Origin of the sequence: Pediococcus acidilactici DSM 20284, from assembly GCF_000146325.1 — a bacterium.
Classification (GTDB): Bacteria; Bacillota; Bacilli; order Lactobacillales; family Lactobacillaceae; genus Pediococcus; species Pediococcus acidilactici.
Genome location: NZ_GL397067.1, coordinates 58,697 through 82,863 on the forward strand (window position 1 = coordinate 58,697; position 24,167 = coordinate 82,863).

General features: G+C 40.3%; 19 protein-coding genes. 15 read left to right on the forward strand and 4 right to left on the reverse strand.

Annotated features, from left to right (window positions below):
* Positions 1–61: 61 nt before the first annotated feature.
* The 10 genes from HMPREF0623_RS00345 (at position 62) to HMPREF0623_RS00390 (ending at position 13,232) form a co-directional block, all read left to right on the forward strand.
* Entirely contained in the window at positions 62–1,432 is a 1,371-nt protein-coding gene (locus HMPREF0623_RS00345; RefSeq protein WP_004165373.1) for a sugar porter family MFS transporter, read from the forward strand.
* Positions 1,433–1,451: 19 nt separating this feature from the next.
* Positions 1,452–3,047, forward strand: a complete 1,596-nt coding sequence (locus HMPREF0623_RS00350) for a xylulokinase (protein ID WP_004166822.1) — start codon at positions 1,452–1,454, stop codon at positions 3,045–3,047.
* A gap of 14 nt (positions 3,048–3,061) precedes the next feature.
* Positions 3,062–3,790, forward strand: coding sequence for an L-ribulose-5-phosphate 4-epimerase (locus tag HMPREF0623_RS00355; protein ID WP_004165370.1), 729 nt, complete (start codon positions 3,062–3,064; stop codon positions 3,788–3,790).
* A 33-nt stretch (positions 3,791–3,823) separates the two neighbouring features.
* Complete coding sequence (gene araA / locus HMPREF0623_RS00360) at positions 3,824–5,248, forward strand: L-arabinose isomerase (protein ID WP_004165627.1); 1,425 nt, start codon at positions 3,824–3,826, stop codon at positions 5,246–5,248.
* Between the two features lie 409 nt (positions 5,249–5,657).
* Complete coding sequence (ald, locus tag HMPREF0623_RS00365) at positions 5,658–6,764, forward strand: alanine dehydrogenase (RefSeq protein WP_004165367.1); 1,107 nt, start codon at positions 5,658–5,660, stop codon at positions 6,762–6,764.
* Positions 6,765–6,813: 49 nt separating this feature from the next.
* Positions 6,814–7,866, forward strand: a complete 1,053-nt coding sequence (gene tdcB / locus HMPREF0623_RS00370; protein WP_004165628.1) for a bifunctional threonine ammonia-lyase/L-serine ammonia-lyase TdcB — start codon at positions 6,814–6,816, stop codon at positions 7,864–7,866.
* A 107-nt stretch (positions 7,867–7,973) separates the two neighbouring features.
* Complete coding sequence (locus tag HMPREF0623_RS00375; protein WP_004165629.1) at positions 7,974–9,317, forward strand: APC family permease; 1,344 nt, start codon at positions 7,974–7,976, stop codon at positions 9,315–9,317.
* 182 nt (positions 9,318–9,499) lie between these two features.
* On the forward strand, positions 9,500–11,434 hold the full coding sequence (locus HMPREF0623_RS00380) for an OPT family oligopeptide transporter (RefSeq protein WP_004165631.1): 1,935 nt from the start codon (positions 9,500–9,502) through the stop codon (positions 11,432–11,434).
* Complete coding sequence (locus HMPREF0623_RS00385; protein WP_004165359.1) at positions 11,427–11,780, forward strand: PqqD family peptide modification chaperone; 354 nt, start codon at positions 11,427–11,429, stop codon at positions 11,778–11,780. Before HMPREF0623_RS00380 ends, HMPREF0623_RS00385 begins: the two co-directional genes overlap by 8 nt.
* Before the next feature lie 24 nt (positions 11,781–11,804).
* Positions 11,805–13,232 carry a C69 family dipeptidase gene (locus tag HMPREF0623_RS00390; RefSeq protein ID WP_004165632.1) on the forward strand — a complete coding sequence of 476 codons (1,428 nt, stop codon included), beginning with the start codon at positions 11,805–11,807 and terminating at the stop codon, positions 13,230–13,232.
* 137 nt (positions 13,233–13,369) lie between these two features.
* Here the strand turns inward: HMPREF0623_RS00390 and HMPREF0623_RS00395 are convergent, their stop codons facing one another.
* Positions 13,370–14,365 carry an AraC family transcriptional regulator gene (locus tag HMPREF0623_RS00395; protein WP_004165634.1) on the reverse strand — a complete coding sequence of 332 codons (996 nt, stop codon included), beginning with the start codon at positions 14,363–14,365 and terminating at the stop codon, positions 13,370–13,372.
* Positions 14,366–14,481: 116 nt separating this feature from the next.
* On the opposite strand from HMPREF0623_RS00395, the gene HMPREF0623_RS00400 reads away from it, so the two are divergent.
* A complete protein-coding gene (locus HMPREF0623_RS00400; RefSeq protein WP_143121383.1) occupies positions 14,482–15,786 on the forward strand; it encodes an MFS transporter in 1,305 nt (434 codons plus the stop codon).
* On the forward strand, positions 15,753–17,330 hold the full coding sequence (locus HMPREF0623_RS00405; protein ID WP_004165637.1) for an alpha-L-rhamnosidase-related protein: 1,578 nt from the start codon (positions 15,753–15,755) through the stop codon (positions 17,328–17,330). Before HMPREF0623_RS00400 ends, HMPREF0623_RS00405 begins: the two co-directional genes overlap by 34 nt.
* Positions 17,331–17,467: 137 nt before the next feature.
* Here the strand turns inward: HMPREF0623_RS00405 and HMPREF0623_RS00410 are convergent, their stop codons facing one another.
* The gene (locus HMPREF0623_RS00410) at positions 17,468–18,637 is read right to left on the reverse strand and encodes an iron-containing alcohol dehydrogenase (RefSeq protein WP_004165638.1); all 1,170 of its coding nucleotides are present in this window, start codon (positions 18,635–18,637) and stop codon (positions 17,468–17,470) included.
* Positions 18,638–19,031: 394 nt separating this feature from the next.
* On the opposite strand from HMPREF0623_RS00410, the gene HMPREF0623_RS00415 reads away from it, so the two are divergent.
* Both HMPREF0623_RS00415 and HMPREF0623_RS00420 read left to right on the forward strand, forming a co-directional pair.
* Positions 19,032–19,628, forward strand: a complete 597-nt coding sequence (locus HMPREF0623_RS00415) for a recombinase family protein (protein WP_004165639.1) — start codon at positions 19,032–19,034, stop codon at positions 19,626–19,628.
* Positions 19,629–19,806: 178 nt separating this feature from the next.
* Positions 19,807–20,445, forward strand: coding sequence for a hypothetical protein (locus HMPREF0623_RS00420; protein ID WP_002831262.1), 639 nt, complete (start codon positions 19,807–19,809; stop codon positions 20,443–20,445).
* A gap of 84 nt (positions 20,446–20,529) precedes the next feature.
* Here the strand turns inward: HMPREF0623_RS00420 and HMPREF0623_RS00425 are convergent, their stop codons facing one another.
* Entirely contained in the window at positions 20,530–21,651 is a 1,122-nt protein-coding gene (locus HMPREF0623_RS00425) for an NAD(P)-dependent alcohol dehydrogenase (RefSeq protein WP_002831263.1), read from the reverse strand.
* Between the two features lie 151 nt (positions 21,652–21,802).
* A complete protein-coding gene (locus HMPREF0623_RS00430; RefSeq protein WP_004165640.1) occupies positions 21,803–22,810 on the reverse strand; it encodes an AraC family transcriptional regulator in 1,008 nt (335 codons plus the stop codon).
* Positions 22,811–22,895: 85 nt separating this feature from the next.
* On the opposite strand from HMPREF0623_RS00430, the gene HMPREF0623_RS00435 reads away from it, so the two are divergent.
* Positions 22,896–24,161 (forward strand): MFS transporter, encoded by a 1,266-nt coding sequence (locus tag HMPREF0623_RS00435; RefSeq protein WP_002831265.1) that lies wholly within the window; start codon positions 22,896–22,898, stop codon positions 24,159–24,161.
* Positions 24,162–24,167: the final 6 nt, after the last annotated feature.

The following is a 24,167-nucleotide window of genomic DNA, read 5'->3' on the forward strand; positions in this document are numbered from 1 at the left end:
GATGAAAGCAAGTTAATGAATACGTTTTCAAAGAAATGGAAACGGTTTAAGGAGGAATAGCATGGGCAAGGAAAAGAAAATTCCAAGTGGATTTATTTACTTCTTCGGTTCATTTGGAGGAATTTTGTTTGGTTATGACATTGGGGTAATGACTGGGGCACTCCCGTTCTTACAACACGATTGGAACTTATATGGTGACGCCGGTGTAATCGGTTGGATTACTAGTGCAGTAATGTTTGGAGCTATTTTTGGAGGCGCTTTAGCTGGTAACTTATCAGATCGGCTAGGTCGGCGGAAAATGATTTTGATTTCATCATTAATTTTCGTAATTGGTTCGCTATTATCCGCATTATCGCCGCACGATGGTCAAATTTATCTGATAATTGTTCGGATCTTCTTAGGACTAGCGGTAGGGGCAGCCTCAGCGCTGGTACCAGCGTACATGTCCGAAATGGCTCCTGCTCGTTTGCGGGGTCGTCTATCCGGAATCAACCAAACCATGATTGTTTCTGGGATGCTGTTATCTTACATTGTTGATTTCTTACTTAAAGATCTGCCTGAAACAATGGCATGGCGTTTGATGCTTGGTCTGGCTGCGGTTCCCGCAATCATCCTTTACTTTGGAGTTTTACGTTTGCCAGAATCACCTCGTTTCTTAGTTAAGAGCAACGATGTTGAAGCTGCACGGCGGACGCTAACTTACATCCGTAACGAAGCGGAAGTAGAGCCTGAATTGAAAACGATTCAAGAAACTGCTGCAGAAGAAGCAAGTGCCAATGAAAAATCTTCCTTTGCACAATTGCTAAATGGTAAATATCGTTACCTAGTAATTGCCGGGGTTGGAGTGGCTGCTTTCCAACAATTCCAAGGTGCTAACGCGATTTTCTATTACATACCATTGATCGTTGAAAAAGCTACCGGAAATGCTGCTAGTTCAGCATTAATGTGGCCGATTATTCAAGGGATTATCTTGGTACTGGGCTCGTTAGTATTCTTATGGATTGCCGATAAATTTAAACGGCGGACACTTTTGACAATGGGTGGCACCATTATGGGACTATCCTTTATCCTCCCAGCAATCTTAAACATGTTTATTAAAGATATGAATCCGATGATGATCGTAGTCTTCTTATGTATTTACGTAGCGTTTTACTCCTTTACCTGGGCACCACTTACTTGGGTAATTGTGGGGGAAATCTTCCCGTTAGCCATTCGCGGTAAAGCATCTGGGGTTGCATCATCATTCAACTGGATCGGTTCATTCTTAGTTGGTTTATTATTCCCAATTATGACGGCAAACATGCCGCAAGAAGCAGTGTTTGCAATCTTCGGAATCATTTGTTTATTAGGTGTATTGTTTATCAGAACTCGGGTACCCGAAACGAAGGGTCACAGTCTAGAAGAAATTGAAGAACAGGGACTTAGAAAATAAGAATTTGGAGATTTTGAAAATGAATATTGTAGAAATATCAAACCAAATTGAACAAGGAAACGTCGCCCTTGGAATTGAGTTAGGTTCTACCCGGATTAAAACGGTTTTGATCACTAACGACTATAAGACGATTGCTTCTGGTAGTTTTGTTTGGGAAAACCAATACAAAGACAACATTTGGACGTATTCGCTTGAAGACGTTTGGAAGGGGATCCAAACCAGTTATTCAAAAATGGCGGCCGAAGTTAAAAGTAAGTATCACAAACCGTTGACCAAAATTAAGTCGATTGGAATTAGTGCAATGATGCACGGCTACTTGGCTTTTGACCAAAGCGGCGACTTATTAGTACCGTTTCGGACGTGGCGGAATAATATTACCGAAGAATCGGCAGCCAAACTAACGGAAGCCTTTAATTTCAACATCCCTCAGCGTTGGACAATTGCTCACCTTTATCAAGCTATCTTAAATGGTGAAGACCACGTTGAAAACTTGGATTTTGTTACGACCTTGGCCGGTTACGTACACTGGAAATTATCGGGTGAAAAGGTATTAGGAGTTGGGGACGCTTCTGGAGTATTTCCAATTGATGAACAAACGGGAAATTATTCAGAAAATATGTTAGCAACTTTTGCTAACTTGCCTGAAGTTAAACCATTTAACTGGGACATCAAGCGCGTCTTGCCAAGCGTTAAAAAGGCTGGCGAAAACGCGGGACAATTATCCGCGCAGGGCGCTAAGCTACTAGATATTACTGGAAATTTGCAAGCGGGTAGTTTGATGGCACCGCCAGAAGGAGATGCTGGAACCGGAATGGTCGGGACTAATAGTGTTCGCAAACGGACCGGAAATATTTCGGTTGGTACTTCGGCCTTCTCAATGGTTGTATTAGAAAAGCCATTGAAATCAGTTCACCGGGATATTGACGTAGTGATGACGCCAGACGGGGCGGCAGTAGCTATGGTTCACGTTAACAACTGTTCCTCAGATATTAACGCTTGGGCCCAAATTTTTAACGAATTTGCGACTCGACTAGGGATTAATTTGACGCCGGATAAGTTGTACGAAGCACTGTTCTTAGAGGCGGCTAAGGCGGATCACGACCTTGGCGGATTGGTCAACTACAGTTACCAGTCTGGTGAAAATATCACCAATATCAAGGCGGGCCGGCCATTGTTTGTCCGGAAGCCAGACAGCCACTTTAACTTGCCAAACTTCATGCAAACCCAGCTTTATTCTGCATTTGCGCCACTAAAAATCGGCATGGATATTTTGAGCAAGGAAGAAAATATTAAAACCGACGTAATGATCGCGCAAGGCGGATTGTTCCGGACTGCCGTAATTGCACAGCAAGTTCTGTCAGACGCCCTCAACACCCCAATTACCGTGATGAGTAATGCTGGTGAAGGCGGGCCTTGGGGAATGGCAATTTTGGCGATGTACGCTGCCGATAATCAAGGACAAAGCTTAAGTGATTATTTAGACTACAACGTCTTTAATAATCCAGAGAGCATGACGCTTAGCCCTGAACCAGAGGGAGTGGCTGCTTACAATGAATTTACTAAGCACTACGAAGCTGGTTTGCCAGTTGAAGCACGCGCCGGTGAAGTAATTTAGGAAGGGGAGATTTGATGCTAGAAAAACTTAAACAAGAAGTTTACGAAGCTAATATGCAGCTGCCCAAGCTGGATTTAGTTACGTTTACCTGGGGGAACGTCTCCGGGATCGACCGCGAAAAGGGATTATTTGTTATTAAGCCTTCGGGAGTTTCGTACGAAGAAATGAAACCCGAAGATATGGTGGTAGTTAATTTAAAGGGTGAAGTTGTTGAAGGGGATATGAATCCTTCTAGCGATACACCGACCCACACCGTTTTATATAACGAATTTCCAGACATTGGAGGAATCGTGCATACCCATTCTCCATGGGCGGTATCGTTTGCAGCGGCCGAAATTGACGTGCCAGCTTTGAGTACGACCCATGCCGACACATTCTACGGTGACGTACCGGTAACTCCGGCCTTAACTAAACAAGAGATTGAAGAGGCATACGAAGAAAATACTGGCAAGGTAATCGTTCGAGAATTTAAGGAACGGAATTTGGACCACAATGCGGTTCCTGCTGTATTGGTTAGCCAACACGGACCATTTACTTGGGGCGCCACACCGGACAAAGCGGTTTACAACGCTAAAGTATTGGAAGTTGCTGCTGAAATCGACTATCACGCTTTACAAATGACTCGGCGGAATATCGAAGTTCCTCAATACTTATTAGATAAGCACTACTACCGTAAACACGGGAAGAATGCTTACTATGGGCAAAATAATGCCAAATCTAAAGAACACGCACAAAGAAAATAAAAATATTTTTAATTAGAAAAGGAGCGCTTTAACATGAAAAAAATGCAAGATTATGAATTTTGGTTTATTACAGGTAGTCAATTCCTATATGGTGAAGAAACCCTTCGTTCAGTAGAAAAGGACGCTCGCGAAATCGTTGATAAGTTAAACGAATCCAAGAACTTACCTTATCCAGTTAAATTCAAGTTGGTAGCAACTACTGCTGAAAACATCACTCAAGTAATGAAGGATGCTAACTATAACGACAAAGTTGCCGGGGTAATTACCTGGATGCATACCTTCTCACCAGCTAAAAACTGGATCCGCGGTACTAAGTTATTGCAAAAACCATTGCTTCACTTAGCAACTCAATTCTTGAACCACATTCCATATGACACCATTGATTTTGACTACATGAACTTAAATCAATCTGCTCATGGTGACCGTGAATATGCATTTATTAATGCACGCTTGCGTAAGAACAACAAGATCATCACTGGTTACTGGGGCGATGAAGACATTCAAAAACAAGTCGCTAAATGGATGGACGCAGCCGTGGGTTACAACGAATCATTTGGTATCAAGGTAGTAACCTTTGCTGACAAGATGCGTAACGTAGCGGTTACTGACGGTGACAAGATTGAAGCACAAATTAAATTTGGCTGGACCGTCGATTACTGGGGAGTTGCGGACTTAGTTGAAGAAGTTAACGCCGTTGCTGAAGATGACATCAACAATAAGTACGAAGAAATGAAGAAGGAATACAACTTCGTTGAAGGAGAAAATTCTTCAGAAAAATTCGAACACAATACTAAGTACCAAATTCGTGAATACTTTGCATTGAAGAAATTCATGGACGATCGCGGATACACCGCCTTCACAACTAACTTTGAAGACTTAGCTGGTTTGGAACAACTTCCAGGATTGGCTGTTCAAATGTTGATGGCTGAAGGTTATGGCTTCGCTGGTGAAGGGGACTGGAAGACCGCTGCTTTGGATCGCTTAATGAAGATCATTGCGCATAACCAACACACTGCCTTCATGGAAGATTACACCCTTGACCTTCGTAAGGGTCACGAAGCAATCCTTGGCTCACACATGCTAGAAGTTGACCCAACGTTAGCTAGTGACACTCCACGGGTCGAAGTTCACCCACTTGACATTGGTGGCAAGGATGACCCTGCACGCTTTGTCTTCACCGGTATGGAAGGCGACGCGGTTGACGTTACGATGGCTGACTACGGTGATGAATTCAAGCTCATGTCTTACGATGTTCAAGGCAACAAGCCTGAAAAAGAAACGCCACATCTCCCAGTTGCTAAACAACTGTGGACTCCAAAACAAGGTTGGAAGAAGGGTGCTGAAGGCTGGCTCACACTTGGTGGTGGTCATCATACCGTACTTTCCTTCAACGTGGATGCTGAACAATTACAAGATCTCAGCAACATGTTTGGATTGACATACGTTAACATTAAATAATTATTTACTTTGGTAAATTTTTCTAAAAGAACTGATCGATTTAATTGATCAGTTCTTTTATTATGATTCGATAAAGGGTCAAAAAACAAAGAACATAAAAATTATCAGAGAAGAAGGTTAACATTACGTGATTAGTAGTTCAATTAAGGACGTAATTTTGTGAATGTGAATCCATTATTTTTATTTTTCTAATCATTTGAGTGCCGAGATTGAACAAAAATTTGAATTAGATTAGATTATCTATATCGTTAATTCAGTATTTAATAACGATTTGTAGAATTTTTAATAATATTTATATAACCAAATCTAAATAAACTAATTTGATTTTAATTATGCAACCGCTTTACTTCTTTGAGTAAAGTGTGCAATAATATACGTGTAGTTAAATAAATCACAAGGAAGTGTCTTTATGCAAATTGCTGTTATTAAAGAACAAAAAGAAGGGGAAGGTCGTGTAGCGGCCACGCCGGAAAATGTTCAAAAGATGGTTGATGCCGGTAATGAAGTCTTAGTTGAAAAGGATGCCGGAATCGGTGCAGGCTTTTCTAACGAAGAATTTGAAAAAGCTGGTGGGAAGATCGTTTCTCATGAAGATGCATGGAAAGCAGAATTGTGCATTAAGGTTAAAGAACCTGATGCTGAAGAATACCAATACTTTGATAAAGGTAAAATCATTTGGGGATTCCAACACCTTGCATCTTCCAAACCAACTGTTGAAGCAATGATGAAGGCCGGAGTTACTGCAATCGGTGGTGAAACCATCGTTAAGGATGGTAAATTAGAGTTGTTAGCACCAATGAGCCAAATTGCGGGGCGTCGTTCAGTAATCATGGGAGCGTATTACCTTGAAGCACAACATCAAGGGGAAGGTATTTTAGTTTCTGGAATTCCAGGAGTTATCCCTGCTGGACATGTAGTGATTTTCGGTGGGGGTAACGCCGCGACAGGCGCTGCAGACACTGCTTTAGGTTTAGGATGCTCAGTAGTAATTATTGAGTTAAACGACGACCGGATTGCTCAATTGGAAGAACAATATAAGGGTAAAGACGTTCGCGTAGTTAAATCAAACGAAGAAAATCTTGCAAAAGAAATTAAAGATGCTGATATTTTTGTATCCACAATTTTAATCCCAGGCTCAAAGCCACCGAAGTTGGTTAAAGAATACATGGTAAAAAGCATGAAGAAGGGCTCTGTAATCGCTGATATTGCGATCGATCAAGGTGGAACAGTAGAAACCATTGATCACCCAACCACCATTGATGACCCAGTCTTCATTAAGGATGGTGTGATCCACTACGCTGTACCAAACCAACCTGGTGCCGTTCCACGGACTGCTACAATGGCGTTAGCAGCTGGTAACCTTGATTATATTTTGGAAATTGCCGATAAGGGTATTGAAGGAGCAATCAAGGAAGATAAAGCTTTAGCATCTGGGGTCAACCTCTACGAAGGTAAGGTAACTAACAAGGGTCTTGCAGATTCGTTAGACCTTCCGTACACTGAGCTAGATGTATAAATAGGCGTTCGAACTTTTAAATTTGCGTTTAAATTATGAGGTGAAAATCATGAAAAATAACGAACCAAGAAATGAAGTAGTTGCTCAAACCTACGATTTATTAAACTTAGATCAAATTGAAGAAGCGCGTAAAGTAATTGGTAAGTACGCACGTCGGACGCCATTAGTTCAGTCAATGTTTTTAAGTAACAATGTTGCTCATGCAGATGTATATTTAAAACTTGAAAATATGCAACTTACTGGTTCATTCAAATTCAGAGGAGCTAATAATAAGATTAACCACTTGTCTGATGAAGAAAAAAAGCATGGAGTAATTACAGCTTCAGCTGGGAACCATGCGCAAGGGGTTGCTTTAACTGGTAAACTTTCTGGAATTGACACCACGGTTGTAATGCCGGACGAAGCTCCTCAAATGAAGCGTGATGCTACGCGGGGTTACGGTGCTGAAGTTGATATTCACGGAGCAACTTTCGATGATGCTCACGACTGGATGCATGAAAGAGCTGAAAAAGAAGGAAAGACGATTGTTGATCCATTTAACGATTCCCTCGTTTGTGCTGGACAAGGAACCATCGGACTAGAAATCCTCGAAGACTTGGTTGATGTAGAAACCATCATTGTACCAGTTGGTGGTGGGGGGTTGATTTCCGGAATTGCCACAGCAGTTAAGTCAATCAACCCTTCCATTCACGTAGTTGGGGTTCAATCCGAAAACGTTCACGGAATGAAGGCTTCAGTAGATGCTGGTAAGATTGTAAAGCATCACGATGACTTTACGCTTGCTGACGGCACTGATGTAGCTGTTCCTGGGGACATCACTTACGGAATTGTTTCTAAGTTAGTTGACGAAATTGTTCTAGTTAGTGAAGAAGAAATTTCTAAAGCAATGAAGGACTTGATGCAACGCACCAAGATTGTTGCAGAAGGTGCTGGCGCATTACCAACTGCTGCACTTGAGGCAGGCAAGATTGATAAGAAATGGATCGAAGGTAAGAAAGTCGTTGCCCTAGTATCCGGTGGTAACGTTGACCTTCAACGGGTTTCACAAATTATTGATCACTTCTTCTCCCCAGTTGATACACACAAAGTTGGGATTGGATAGAATGATTAGGCAAGCAATTGCAGATTGAAAATCTAAGGGATGCTGCATGAATTGCAGCGTCCCTTTTTTAAAATAATTAAAATTGGAACAATGAGGAGTGATTATCAATGAATGATAATAGTACATCTCTAAAAAAGACAATTGGTTTTTTCCCGGCGTTAGCAACGGTTATGGGAACGGTTATTGGTACCGGCGTATTCTTTAAGGCAGCCGCGGTAACCGAATATACTGGGACGGTTTCAATGGCCCTTTTCGCGTGGCTGTTGGGTGGACTAATTAGTATTTGCGCTGGGTTGACTGGTGCTGAGCTAGCCGCGATGTTCCCTGAAACTGGGGGCCTAACTCGTTATATTGAGCATACTTATGGTCACTTTTGGGGATTTTTAGCAGGGTGGGCGCAAGCAATTATTTATTTCCCTGCTAATGTAGCGGCCATTGCGATTGCGTTTGGAACCCAATTCACTAACTTATTTAATCTTTCGCAAACATGGATAGTTCCTGTAGCAATCATTACTGCACTTTCATTATTGTTAGTTAACTGCATTAGTGCAAAATTTGGTGGTTGGGTAACATCGGTAGCTTTAGTGGTTAAGCTGATCCCGTTAGCCGTAATTGTTTTGTTAGGATTTTTCCACAGTAGTTCGGTTAACTTCTCACTATTCCCAGTTGTGGCGGGCCCACATCGCGCATTTTGGACAGCTTTAGGGAATGGATTATTAGCGACCATGTTTGCTTATGACGGATGGATTCACGTTGGTAACATTGCCGGTGAAATGAAAAATCCGCGTAAGGATCTACCTAAAGCGATTGCACTTGGAATCGGACTGATTATGGTGGTTTACCTGTTAGTTAATGCCGTATTCCTCTACATTGCTCCAGTTAATCACGTTGCTGGAAATTTGAACATTGCTTCTGACGTTGCAAAGGTTATTTTTGGCGGTATCGGAGGTAAATTTGTTACAATCGGTATCTTGATTTCAGTGTATGGCGGACTCAATGGATACACCATGACAGGGATGAGGATTCCTTACGTAATGGGTAAAGAACACAAACTACCATTCGGAGATGTTTTTGCTAAATTAAATGAAGCGGGAGTGCCTTGGGCAGCTGGAGTTATCCAATACTTGATTGCTTGCTTAATGATGCTTTCTGGTCAATTTGATGCAATTACCAATATGCTAATTTTCGTAATTTGGTTCTTCTACTGCATGGCTTTTGTGGCGGTATTTGTTTTGAGAAAACGGACACCAAATGCAAATCGACCGTATAAGGTCCCACTTTATCCAGTAATTCCGGCAATTGCTCTTGTAGGAGGAGTTTTCATTTTGGTTAACACGCTCTTCACACAATTTACTACGACAGCGATTGGGATTGTAGCTACCGCAGTAGGGGTTATTTTCTACTATTATTTAAAAAATAAGTATCCAGAAAATTTTAAGAGTGAAAAATAATTTTGTGTTTGAAATGGCAGAAAACTATCCCAGTCAGGGAGGCTTTCTGCCTTTTTTAGTAGACAATGGTTAGGCAGTAGCGCTACTTGATAAGAATAGGTGGAAGCGCTATTATTAAACATATGATAATTGATTCACAAAAGTTAGGTATTAGTGATTGTTAAAGAAAGGGATTGAATTGGATGGCACAAAATGTTTCTAAGAAAGATTATGGTGGTAATGGTAGGAGCAAGTACGTTCCTTACGTTACTAAAAAGGGGCATGGTGGAAGTATTGCTATTTTGATTATGGGAATTATTTTAGCCGTAATCTTTGGAGCGTCAACAGCATACTCGGGGATGAAAGCTGGACTAACGGTAGCAGCTGGAATTCCTGGATCAATCATTGGATCGGGGTTGGTAAGTCTTTTTGCTAAGAAAAAGGGCATCCTAGGTAAAAATATTTTGCAAGGAATGTCTAGTGGTGGAGAAGCAATTGCAAGTGGGATGATTTACGTCCTTCCAGCAATTGTCTTGATTGGCGGACACGTTAATTTTTTCACTGGGGTAATGGTTGGTGCTTTGGCAGTAATGTTTGCCATTGGGAGCGCATCATTAGTTCAAAATTATCTGATTGTTGAGGAACATGGGCGCCTCGCTTACCCAGAATCCATGGCGATTACCGAAGCGTTAGTCGCTTCGGAAAGCGGTGGAGATTCATTAAAATTCCTAGGGGTAGGTTTTGGAATCGGGGGCTTAATTACTTTATTTACTTCTCAAGTTTTTGGTTGGGTAAATAGCATGATCACTTTCACCGGGAACTCGTTTTATCGATGGAAGATGTCGACAGAAGTTAATCCTATGCTAGCTGGAATTGGTTTCGTGGTTGGCCTAGAAGTGGCAATGACCATGTTTGCGGGGTCAATCTTATCAAATTTTGCAGTAGTGCCTTTAGTTAGTTACTTTGCACAAATGGCTGGAAGCGGAGCACATGTCTGGAATAATGCCGCGCTGAGCATCTCCCAAATGAGTGTTGATGATGTTGCAGGCTCGTATGTTAAGTATATTGGTGCAGGAATGATGCTTTGTGGTGGAATTATCGGTGCAGTTAAGTTAATCCCGGTAATTTGGACTTCGATTAAAAAAGTACTTAATGCGCGAAATAGCACTACTGAAGATAAAAATGCGTTCGGGTTAATTGCCTTGTTAGCTTCAGTAATTGCCATTTTTATCGCTGGTTTTATTATTTCAGGGTCGGTTGTCGTTGCCTTGCTTGGCGGGATTTTAACGTTAGTTTTATCGTTGCTGTTTGTAATTGTTTCTGCACGACTAGCCGGGACGATTGGCTGTTCTAACGAACCAGTGTCAGGGATGACTATTGCATCGCTAGTAATCATGACTTTGGCCTTCGTATTGATGGGATGGACTACCAAAAATTACACAGAAATTTTGCTGTTGTTTGGGGTATTCATTGTAACTACGGTTTCAGTCGGTGGTGGATATATGCAAACCCAAAAAGTTAACTACATGATTGGCGGCTCAAACAAGGAAATGATGAAGTACTACATGATTGCTGGCTTTGTGGGGGTGCTCACCGTAATTGGAACTACGGTACTTTTGGAACCGCAATTGCGGATTACGGGTTCTAACCCGCCATTTGGATTGCCGCAAGCTAACTTAATTGCAACTTTAACGTCTGGCATCATGTCTGGAGATTTACCATGGATTATGATCATTGTCGGGATTGTGATGGCCTTAGTTTTCTGGATGCTAGACCTACCAATTATGACGGTTGCGTTAGGTTTTTACTTACCAATTTCAACTACTTCAATTATTTTAGTAGGGGCATTATTAAAACTTTTGATCAATAAGACTACTAAAGACAAAGAGTTACGTGACAAACGGGTACAAAGCGGCGTCAGTCTTTCTTCTGGACTAATTGCCGGTGGTTCAATCATCGGCCTTGTTGGAATTATTTTCCACGTTACCGGATTGTTGGGTAATAGTGCACCAAGTGGCTTTTTAGCAAGCAACGCAATGGGATTAATACTACTAGCAGCTATGGCAGGAGCAATTATAATTCCGTTGTATATGATTAAAAAATCTGAAAACCAAGGGAAGGCTGAAGAACGTGAGTAAGTCACCTAAATTGACGGATGCTGATCTAAAAGAATTAGTTTTTAAGAAGAATCCGCGGGTTAATTATAAAGTTGAAGGCGAACAAGTGACCATTATTCGTGCTCAAAACCATTGGATTCAACAATTTTTACGAAAATTACATTTTAAAATTCCAGAGTTTACTTACCTAGATTTAGATGAATACGGCAGTTTTGTATTTCAACAAATTGATGGGCAACGCAGCGCGTATGAGATTGGTCAGAATTTAGGCGAACGCTTCGAGGAAGCTAATGACTATTTGTATAGTCGATTATTATTGTATTTGAAGCAACTAGAGGTTAACGAACAGATTATCGAACGAGTTTAAAGAAATTTAAGAGGAGGATTTATCATGACGGATAGAATTGAAATGTCAGCATGTACTTCAGTAATGGTTGGAAAGCAGGCTTCGCTTGATGGCGCAACCTACATTTCCAGAAACGAAGATCGTCTAGTGGCTATTCATCCAAAACGCTTCTTGGTTCAACCAGCCGTCTCCGGCCGACAAGAAATTTATAAATCACCATATAACGGATTAACTGTACCGTTGCCTGAAAGTGGCTATCGGTATACTTCAACACCTAACGCAGACGAAAGTGAAGGGCCTAATGAAGAAGACGGTTTTAACGAAAAAAACGTTGGTGAAAGCGCTACGGAAAGTGTTTACGCTAACAAACGAGTTTTAGCTTACGATCCCTTCGTCAAAAATGGGTTAGCAGAAGATTCCATGACTACGTTAGTACTTCCGTTTATTGATTCTGCTCGAGATGGAGTTCGTTATCTAGGCGAATTGGTGAAAAAATATGGTTCAGCAGAGGGTAACGGAGTTCAATTTAATGATGCTGACGAAGTGTGGTACATGGAAATTGTTACGGGTCATCAATGGGTTGCCGTTCGGATTCCGGACGATTGCTATGCCGTGGCTGCTAACCAAATCGCGATTGAAGATATTGACTTTAATGATCCCGACAATTACATGTGGGCGGATGGCATTCAAGAATTTGTCGAAAAGCATGGTTTGAATCCTGACGAAGATCGCTGGAATTTCCGGCACATCTTTGGAACGGATACGGAAAAGGATCATCATTACAATACTCCTCGGGTTTGGTATGCTCAACGTTACTTAAACCCGGAGATTGAACAAGATCCTGAATCACCAGATCTACCGTTTATTCGGAAAGCTAGTCGAAAGATTTCGGTTGAAGATATTCAATATATTCTGAAGTCGCACTATAACGAAACTAAGTACGACCCATTAGGAAGTGGTAGCGAACACGATCGGAAGACGTACCGGGCAATTTCCTTATCTCGAACAGCCAATTCACATATTTTGCAAATGCGGAATAGTCATGAAAATGAAGCGGCTGGAGTTCAGTGGATTGGCTTTGGCGTACCAAGTTTTTGCCCACACGTACCATTCTTTACCAACGCTAATGATACTGACGTTTCCTACCGGGAATTACCGGAAGAGATGTCATTAGATAGTGCATACTGGTTGTATGAAACTTTAGCAATGGTAGTGGAATCTCACTACGCTGAATTTATTCAGGACGATTTGGATTACCAAAAAGAGTTGTCACAATGGGCACGGACCAAGATTGAAGAAGTTGACCAAGTGGCTAAGAAGATGTCGGGAAAAGAATTGACAAAATATCTTACTGAACAAAACCACCTTATTGCGCAACATTATAATAAAGAAACCAAGAAACTTTTAGCTAAGTTAACCAAGCAGGGTGCGGAATTATCGAAGCTAACCTTTAAGATGGATCCAAATTTGTGATTCAAAAGATAGGCTTGGTGTTATGTAGTCGTCTAAAAGTGTTAAGGGGCGGTTGAATAAAACTTTCAACTAATTTTTCTTAATAATTAAAGTGGCCGTTAGGATTTTGGGTAATCCTGACGGCCACTTTTTGTTAATCAATATAAATCATCGCGATTCTTAATCAATTCATTTTTATAGTTAATGGGGGTAGTGTTTACATATTTTTTAAACAATCGGTTTAGGGAAGAAGGATTTTTATAACCAATTCGCAAGGAAATTTGGTCAAGCGATAGGTTAGTTTGAAATAAAAGTTCTTGGGCTGCATATAGACGGCGTTGTTCAATTAATTCTTTAAATGTTTGCCCAGTCGCTGCTTTGATCTTATTACTGAGATAATTCATGTTGTATCCAAAATGCTTACTTGTATATTGCAAATTAGTGGTTGAATAATACTGTTCGATGTACTTTAAAATTGCCAATAATTCAGCATTATTGTCTGCCGCAAAATTTAGATGGTGATGGCTAACTAATGGTGGTAATTGCGTAATCAAGGTTGAAAAGAGCAATTTTAGCACTTGGTTATTATTTTTATGGGCGGATTCAAAGGCTACGAACAATAAGTCCATAATCAGACTACGCGACAATGATTGTGCAGGTAAATCGAAAATCATGAAATTATGGTTGGTAGTTTTTAAGTTACAATTTTGCAGAAAGTCCGTTACAGCGTTGGATTGTCCAGAAAGTAAGTCCAATATTTTAGTGATAGTTAGAGAGTTTTTTAACAAAATGTTAATGATGACGTCATTTTCCCCAGTATAGCCAATTTTTTGAACAGTATTCTTATCCATTAAAAGTAGTTGACCTTCTGTAAACTCAAATTGCTCGTTATTTAGCGATTGAATACAACTACCTGAATACATGTAGTTAAGTTCGATGAAATCATGAGTATGCGCGGGAACGTAAGAAAAACGATTTCCTTTAACAATGGTTAAATCGCCATGTTTAAAAAAATTGTATTTTGGCATTTTAGGGATGGGGCTTTCCTTAAAATTGAGCTTCATATAATTGTAATTAGCGTGATTTTTTCGCTGAGTGTTCTCTACATAATTTAGACTACGTATTTTTTTATCCAAGGTAATAAAATCCATCATTAGTTGCTCCTTTTTAATGATCCCACCTGTAGTTTTGCAAGGATTCGGGTGAACTGGAGATATTGTAGCACTTATTTTAAGCGCTTACAATGAGGATAGTTAAGGAGGAGAGATTTATGCAAAATCAAAGTGATAATTTAGTGAAAAAATACCGTCCTCTAGCTATTGCAGCTGGAATCGGATCAATTTTAGGTTCGGGGATCATTGTTGGATTATCAGCAACAATTACGGTGTGGCAACAGGGGTTAGCATTATCTAACACCCAAGTTGGGGTGATTTCAGGAGCATTAACTTTTGCAATTGCAATGGGCTCGTTAGTTGCCGGATGGTTAACCAAAAATTGGGGATTAACCCGTTCATTTAACTGGTTAAATTTAGGCTATGCGGTAGGTGCACTAATTTGTGTGTTAGCTAACAGCTATGGCTTTTTATTAACAGGAGTGATTATTGCAGGATTAGCTTCTGGAGCTGATTTACCAGTTAGCTTAACGATTATTTCACATGATGTTCCTGATGACAAAGCAACGGCTCGGTTAGTGTCCTTTACCCAAGTTTTTTGGCAAATTGGGGTGTTTTTCTCTTATGGTTGTGCCTTTGTAGTTTCTAAAATGACTGGGGCAACTGGGGCACGAATTGTTTTTACGATTTTAGCAGTATGCGCTGCCATCACTTTTATTTGGCGCACTTTTTCTGGTCGCTTTAAAGAATTTCATCGTGAAGCCAATCAACGGATTGACCAAATGCAGTCCCCAAGAACTTCTGAATCTGGCTCGTTATTTAAAATTTTGCGCCAAAATCACCAATATGGGTTATTCTTTATTTGGATTATGATTTTTTATTGTTGCTGGAATTTGTTAGCGAATACATTTGGACAATTTCAAACTTTTACTTTGGTACAAGCACACGCGAGCCAAAGTTTTGCTACAGGAGCAGGATTAGTATTAAATGTAGTGGCTTTAATTGCATCAATTTCATTTGCCTCAGTAGCAGGTAGCCGGTACCGTAACAAATTTTTTGTGGTAGGTTCAGTTATCGAGCTACTAGCCATGCTAGGCTTAGCATTAAGCAGCCATGCATTGTGGCCAATTGTTATTGCCATTGGTTTTTATAACCTAGGTAATAACATTGCTGGCGAAGCTATGTATAAGGTTTGGACCCAAGAGTCATTCCCAATTGATAGCCGGGCTTCAGTTCAAGGATTTATTAGTGGCTTTTCCCGTTTCTTATGTGGGATTTTTGCATTTATTACCCCTACTTTAGTTTTACCAAGCCACATCCGAATGACTATGTTTGGGTTCGCTGGAATTGTTGCCGTATGTCTAATTGCGGGATTGGTAATGATTCGATTACAAAAAAGTACCAGATTAACGTTGAGGAGTGAGTGGCGATGGCATTTACATTTCAAATTAATGATGATGTAGAATTTAATCATGACAAACAGTTACTAAAAAAAGCAGATGACAACATTCCGGAATTGGCAAAACGAGTAGTAACTCCGGTGCAGGTAGTTGAAACGGTGATCGATAAAAATTTACTAGATAATGTTGGAACAAAAAAAGTAGCTGATGCTACACAACTTAGTCAAATGAAATTTGGCCGGGATGACCGGTTGATTTTAGATTTTGGCAATCATTACGTTGGGCACTTTACAATTCGAATTAAATCAGTCGGATCACCAATGGATGCGCCCTTAACGCTTAAATTGAAATTTGCCGAGCTGCCTACTGAGTTAAACCAAGATAGTCAAGATTATCAAGGTTGGTTAAGCCGTTCATGGATGCAAGAAGAAACTGTTCATTTGGACGAATTGCCTGCCAACTTGTACTTACCAAGGCGTTACAGTTTTCGTTATGTTGAAATTAAAGTGGTGGATACTTCTCCTAAGTGGCAAGTTAGTTTCTTTGAACCAGCCTTAATTGCAGAAAGTGCGGCACAAGGAGCGCCAACCCCATTTCATACTGATGATAAACTTTTACAAAAAATTGATCAGGTGGGGCTGAAGACGCTTGCGGACTGTATGCAAGACGTTTTTGAAGACGGACCTAAACGAGATCGACGGCTTTGGATCGGGGACTTACGCTTACAAGCTTTAGCGGATTATCAAACCTATGACAACCAAACCTTAATTAAGAGATGTTTATATTTATTTGGTGCATTGGCAGCCAAAGATGGGCGAATTCCTGCCAACGTATTTGTTAAGCCAACTTATACGCCAGATGACACATTCTTGCTCGACTACAGTTTGTTTTTTGTTAGTATCTTAGATGATTATTTTCAACACACGGATGATTACACAGTACTTGAAGACTTATATCCAGTGGCGAAAAAGCAAATTGATTACGTTATGAAAAATATGGTTCAGAGTAATGGCAAAATTGTCTTTGATGAGGATTATCCAGTTTTTGTGGATTGGTCTAATGAATTTAATAAGGATACGGCTGGAGTTGCCATTATAATATACGCTTTGAAACAGTTTATCCATTTATCACGGCTTCAAAGATTGGACACGATTGATTACTACCAAAAAGAATTGGCCCAAATTACAAATTATGCCAAGCAAAACCTCTATAACGAAGAAAGAGGATTATTTATTTCTGGTCCTGATCATGAAATTAACATTGCTAGTCAAGTTTGGATGGTTTTAGCTCAAGTAATGACTCCGGAAGAAAATCACCAATTAATGAGCAACGCAGTTAAAAAACTATTCCCAATTAAAGGGATTGCAACTCCGTATATGTATCATCACGTAACCCAAGCACTTTTTGAAGCAGGATTGACGGATGCGGGAATTCAACTATTGAAAGATTACTGGGGGAAGATGATTGAATTAGGTGCCGACACGTTTTGGGAAGCATTTGATCCCAATGATCCAAGTTACTCCCCATATGGTAGTGCAATGGTTAATAGCTATTGCCATGCTTGGAGTTGTACACCAGTGTACTTAATGAGAAAGTATTTAAGTTAGATGACTAAAATGAGAATACAAAAAGCGTTTAGAACCCTTAACAATGATGTGTTGCTCCCCCAAAAAAGTTTAACTTAAAAAGGCGAAGTTTAGAATTCGAATTGAATTCAGCTTCGTCTTTTCGTTTAATTAATATATTATTTTGCGTCATATGCAGCTTGGAATAACGCGACGATTTGTTCTTTAGTAGCTTTCCGTGGGTTGGAGAAAGCATTGCCGTCTTTCAACGCATTTTCGGCCATCAGTTCGAAATCTTTAGGATCGGCGCCAAGATCCTTGATGCTCCGCGGGATGCCTACGTCGTCGTTAAGTTGTTGCATGGCATCAATTGCTTTATCAGCAGCTTCCCGAACGGAAAGCCCGTCGATATTTTCACCCATCGCAACCGCTAAATCGGCAAACCGTTCTGGGCAAGCAATGATGTTAAAGCGTTCCACGATTGGAAGCAATACAGCACAGCAGACCCCATGAGGAGCGTCGTATTGTCCGCCGAGCTGGTGTGCCATGGCGTGCACGTAACCAAGGTCAGCGTTATTAAAAGCCATTCCACCGAGCATTTCAGCTTCAACCATCTTTGTCCGCGCTTCGAGATTTTCTCCATTAGCAACTGCTTCACGTAAACTTTCTTCAACTAAGCGAATTGCTTGGAGGCATTGACCATCCGTAATATCATTATGGTTAGTCGAAACGTAGGGTTCGATCGCCTGTACAAAGGTGTCCAACCCGGTAGCGGCGGTCAATTTTGGTGGTACGCCAAGCATTAATTTTGGATCGTTAAACGAAACTAAAGGAACGTTGCGCCAGGAAACTACGACAAATTTTAAATGGGTTTCTTCGTTGGTGATTACACAATGCCGAGTTAATTCAGAAGCCGTTCCCGCGGTAGTATTTACGGCAATTAGTGGTGGGAGCGGATTATCTAAAGTTTCGATACCCGCTAGCTTGGTGATGTCATCACCGTTCGTTAAAATTATGCCAGTTCCTTTGCCAGTATCGTGAGCAGAACCGCCACCAACGGTAATGATTCCATCACAATGGTTGTCTAAGTAAACCTGTTTAGCTTCCTTAATGTTTCTTACTTTAGGATTGGGCTCAACGCCGTCGTAAATCGCAAAATCTACTTGAGCCTCCTTAAGTGAGCTGATGGTTTGCTCTACAGGACCGTTCTCCATTTTTTCTAAGAATCGATCGGTTACTAATAAGGGCTTTTTCATATTCACCATTTTTGCACGTTCACCGATTTTATTAATTACGCCTGCGCCAAAAAAGTTTACGCTTGGCATCAAAAAATCAAAGTTTTCTTTCATTACGAGGACCTCCTCAGGTACGCTTTAGTAACTTTGTACACTTTAATGTTACCACTCTAATGAAAGCGCTTCAATCGGGAGGGGACAAAAAATTATAGGATAAACTAATTAGATCTAGTAGACAAATTTTACCGTATTTAAGTTTTGTAAGGGATTGTTGATTCGTTATTTTAAATAGTTATGCTCTAGAAAGAATCGGTTAATTAATCAATTATCTTGCTAATCAAACCGCAATCGGGTAATATAAAAAGGTTTAGCACCCCAACTGGATACCAATAACAAAGTTAAGAAGGGGATTAAATCAGTACTTAAAGCGATTGTTAATGGTAACGATTTTGTTGAAGTGCTTTTTTATGGTACACCCTAAAAGGTCAAAACATAAGGAGGAAGAAAAGTGAAATACGGGTATGCAAGAGTGAGCTCAAAAGATCAAAACCTTGCACGACAATTAGCTAGGTTAAAAGAAGTTGGGGTTAATCGAATATACAAAGAAAAGATTTCAGGAGCAATTAATGAACGCCCCGAATTTGCTAAAGTTCTTGATGTTTTAAAACCTGGCGACGAGCTATATGTATTAGAGATGGAACGGCTAGGAAGAAATAATAAGTTTTTAACTCATATTTTTATGGAAGTTTATTTACGGGAAGCTAAACTGATTATCCTTGATTTACCAACCTTTGACGACATTGATGATGAAAATATGCGAAACTTTCTACAAAACATTTTTATCGAGACCAAGAAGTTTCAAGCAGAATCAGAACGGCAACGAATTCGAAATCGTCAACGACAAGGAATTGAATTAGCAAAAAAACGCGGGGTATACAAAGGACGGCCCGTTTTATATGGCCCAGACGTTAAAAATCCTAACCGGCGTAAGATTTATTTTGATATTCGCGACGATCTAGCAGCAGGGAAAAGTATTATGGCAATTAAAAGAAAATTAGGAGTTAGTCGCACCCTAATTTATCGAATCAAATCCGAAATGTCATAAACTAATCCCCGTCTAGGATTTACTTTACGTAAGTAGTGGCATTTTGGTGTACAATAAATTGAAAAGTTGGTTACGAATTAATGATTATATACGTTAATAATTGTTGTCTTTTTTGGGTGTACCCTAAAAAGACACTTTCAAACAGAAAATAAGATACCAAAATTGGGGGAGGATTACGATGAGAATCCGTATCGATATCACTGGAAAACGTTTTGGAAAACTTGTAGCTCAGTATCCAGTTAGATCACCTAAGACTGGTAAATTGCAGTGGCATTGCCAGTGTGATTGTGGAAGGGTGACTAATGTTGATCTGCAACATTTAAAAACCGGCAATACCAAAAGCTGTGGGTATTGTACAAAAGTTCGCTACGATTTAACAGGAAAACGCTTTGGACGACTAGTGGTGACGGGACGGACCAACCGTAAAAGTACTTCAGGCAATTATTATTGGGCTTGTCAATGTGATTGTGGCCGAAAAGTGGATGCAGAAAGTTATTTGCTCCGCCATGGCAAGGTTAGGAGTTGCGGATGCTTACGAAAGGAGAAATCCGCCGAACGTTTAAAAAATAACCGAAAGATATCTGCTCAAATGGGAGCTAAGGACGCTTTTCGGGATCCAAATGGCAATCCAATTCAATCGGTAATTGCTAGTTCACGTAATCAATCAGGAGTGGTAGGGGTTTCCTTTAACTCTTCTGGGAACAAGTGGATTGCCCGCATGATGGTCAATGGTAAAATGGTTTTAAACGAGTCTTACGATGAATTCAATGATGCTGTGGCGGCACGGCGAAAAGCTGAATTGAAATATTTAAAGTGAATTAAAAATTTTTTATAGCGTAAAAAGGAGTTTTCAGCCTAAAACTGAGAACTCCTTTTCGATTGTCTTTAATTTTATAGTAGCTTATTTTCCCGGAACGTAGTCAGGATCAATAATCAAGACTGGTTTAATAACTTCTCCGGAACGGGATGCTTCATTAGCTTCCTTGATATCTTCAAACTTAAAGAATTTCTCGGTTTTATCAAAGTCAAACATACCAGCTTTGTAAAATTCAATTAAACGAGGAATGTCAATTTGTGGGATTGAGTCCCCCATGTTGACCCCCACAATCTTCTTATCATCTACACAAAGGTCGTTCCAAGTGTCTAGGTCAATATGATTTGGCGTAACGGCAATGGTTGCGGTGGTTCCGCCTTGGGTGAGCACTTGGATAGATTGTTCCATCACTTGGGTGATTCCAGTGGTGTCGACGGACCAGTTCACCCCGCGGCCATTCGTGAGTTTCTTAACTTCTTCAACCACGTCCACGTTACGGCTATTAATCACGTCGGTAGCGCCTAATTCTTTAGCTAATTCTAGCCGAGAATCCACAATATCAATTCCGATTACCTTAGTGCACCCAGAAATTTTACCAGCCATCATGGCAGCCAGTCCAACCGCCCCGGTACCAAAAACAGCAATCGTATCACCAGGCCGCGGTTTGAGAGTATTAAGCACGGTTCCTGAACCAGTAACGTATCCGCAACCAAGCGGGCCTAATTTACGAAGGTCGAGTTCGTCATCGACTTTAACTGCGTTCCGTTCCCGGACCACGGTGGTGGTGGTAAAGGAGCTTTGATCAAACATGTCCGCAACGTGTTCACCACTTTCAGTGAAATGATCGGAGCCATCGGGACGTACACCAGAAAGATTATTGGCAGCATAATTACGGCATTGGGTAGGGATGCCTTTCAAACAGTTATCACAATTACCACAAGCGTAGAAACTTAAAACTACGTGATCGCCGGGTTTAAATTGGGTAACTTCTGGACCAACTTTTTCAACGATTCCGGCACCTTCATGGCCAAGAATAATTGGATAATCAATTACTGCGTCGCCAACTCGCAAAGCTTCGTCGGAATGACAAATCCCGCTAGCAACCATGTGCACTTGGATATCATCCGCGCCCATGGGGGCTAACTCAATATCGTCTTTGATGATAAAATCTGCGTTTTGTTTTTCAACAACTGCTGCTTTAATTTTCATATTAACAAATCTCCTTTGTGCTTTTATATTTTAACAGGTTCATTATTTCACAAAAGAAAGCGTTTGCAAAGAGAAAATTTGGTGAATTTGTTTCAGAAAAAGTTGAAAAATAATGCACTAGATGAAGAAATTTTTTCAAAAAATTTTTAAATTAACGGTCGTCTCCTGGCTTCCCGTGGTAAAACTCTTCGTATTTTTTATAAAAGAAGGTCTTATTAGTGATACCAATTTGATGCATGATTTCGGTAATGGGAAGGTTAGTTGAAGAAATTAAGTTACGTGCTTGGATCAAACGTTGCTGTGTGACTGCTTGAGTGAACGTTTTTCCAGTAACTTCTTTAAACAGGTTTCCAAGATAATTTTTACTATATTTATATTTACGTGCTAGATCATCAAGACGAATTGTTTGGTAGTTTTCGGCAATTTGTTTAAGGATTTTAGTGACCAAAATTTGTTGTTTAGTGGGATGTTGGCCGATATCGAGGGGATAGTGGCGGACGAGAAGTACAAATAAAATTTGTAGATAGGATTTAATGATTGAGTTAGAAAAATCTCGTTTTAAATAATATTCTTCGATAATTTTATCCAAAACGTTAGGAATTTCGTGGCCGGATTTATGTTTAAATAATAAAAAATTTTTCGTGCCAGTTGCATCGTCAATGGCTCGATCAATTAAAAAATCGTGCAAAATACTATTACTGCGACGAATGTCATTTAATAAATTAATGCTAATAACTTGTCGTTTAAAAAGAATATTAACCAAGATATCGTGATCACCTAGGGCAGCGATTTGGTGCTTTGCGCCAATATCTAAAAGCAATAAATCACCGGTCTGTAGTTCAATTCGCTGATCATTAACTATTTCAGTAGCATGCCCTTGAAGCATGTAATTCATTTCGAAAAAAGTATGACTGTGTGCGGGGTAGGGAGCATAACGATTGTGGCGGCTAATGTAAACATCTCGATTCTTAAATAAATTGTTATTTAGAATTTGAATTTTGTCGTCGCTTAATTCGCCAGTTTGAAGAACGTAAGATGGCATGTCTTCAACAAAAGATCGCTTAATCTTCTGTTTTTCCTCAACTATATTAGTTTGTGACAGCATGTGCAAGGCTCTAGGATTAATCTGAATACCTCCTGTAAATATGATACTTTTCATGAAGAACTAGGATATTTTATCACCCGTTGTAAACGATTACAATTCAGGATGTAAGCAAATATAAATGATTTGAGGGGGTATTGAAATGAGTGAAGAACAAGGATCGGTGAAATCGACCATTGCCGTATCAATCACGAATTTTTTAGATTCAGGCTCAATTGTCGCTGGAGCCAGTGGATTGACATTTTGGACAAAGGAACTAGGCCTTTCTAGTTTTCAAGTGGGACTTTTAGGAGCGTTAAGTGCCAACGCGTTTGGTTCAGCAATTGGAGCGTTGATAGGTGGGCATCTATCAGATAAGTTTGGTCGAAAAGTAATTTACACTTACGACATGTTAGTTTACATGCTAGGAACTGCCATTATTGCTTTTTCAATTAATTTTCCAATGCTTCTGACCGGCTTTTTAATTACGGGAATTGCTGTGGGAGCTGGGGTGCCTGCATCCTGGACTTATATTTCAGAAACATCGGGTTCAACTGATCGGGCAAAGAATATTGGGATTTCTCAATTTGCTTGGTCAATGGGACCGGCAATCATTTTTATCGCGGGGACTATTTTAGCACCCATTGGTTTGCTGGGAAATCGGCTTTTATTCGTTTTCTTAACGATTGTGGCATTTATTGCCTGGCGCTTGCAAAGCAAATTGGAAGAGTCTCAAGTTTTTGAAGAGCAAAAGCAGGCCGAAAAGGATAGTGGGATCACTTCCCATCCGTATAAAGATCTATTTTCCAACATGGTTAACATCAAATCACTGCTCTTTTTGATTGGCGTTTACATGTTCTGGAATTTAGTTGCTGGAGCAATGGGATTCTTCATGCCGTATGTTTATGAAACGGTTGGGGGATTAACCAACATGCAAGCCAACTTGTTGCAAGCGGTACTTTGGATTTTAACTGCTTTAGGTACCTATGTCGGATTTGCTAAATTTGGTGATCGAGCAAACCACCGAATTTTCTACTTTGTTGGGGCGGCAATGGCAGCAGCGTCATGGATTGTATTAACTTATGCGGGGATGAATTGGACTAGCTTATGGCTTTTTGTAATTCTTTGGGGCGTGTCTGCTGGAATCGGTGCACAAGCTTGGTATGCATTATGGGCTACTGAACTATTTCCAACTCGCTACCGGGCTGGTTCGCAAGGTGTAATGTTTTTCGTTGTGCGAGGATCCGCTGGAATATGGTCAATTATTTTTCCAACTATTTTAACTAGCATGGGCTTTAAGGCTGCCGGAACTTTCATGATTGCACTATTGATTGTTTCCTTAGTGATTGGGACGGTTTGGACACCGCATACTCGAGGAAAATCTCTAGAGCAAATTAGTAAGGAACGTTACGGTAATGACCAAGATTAGTTTGAA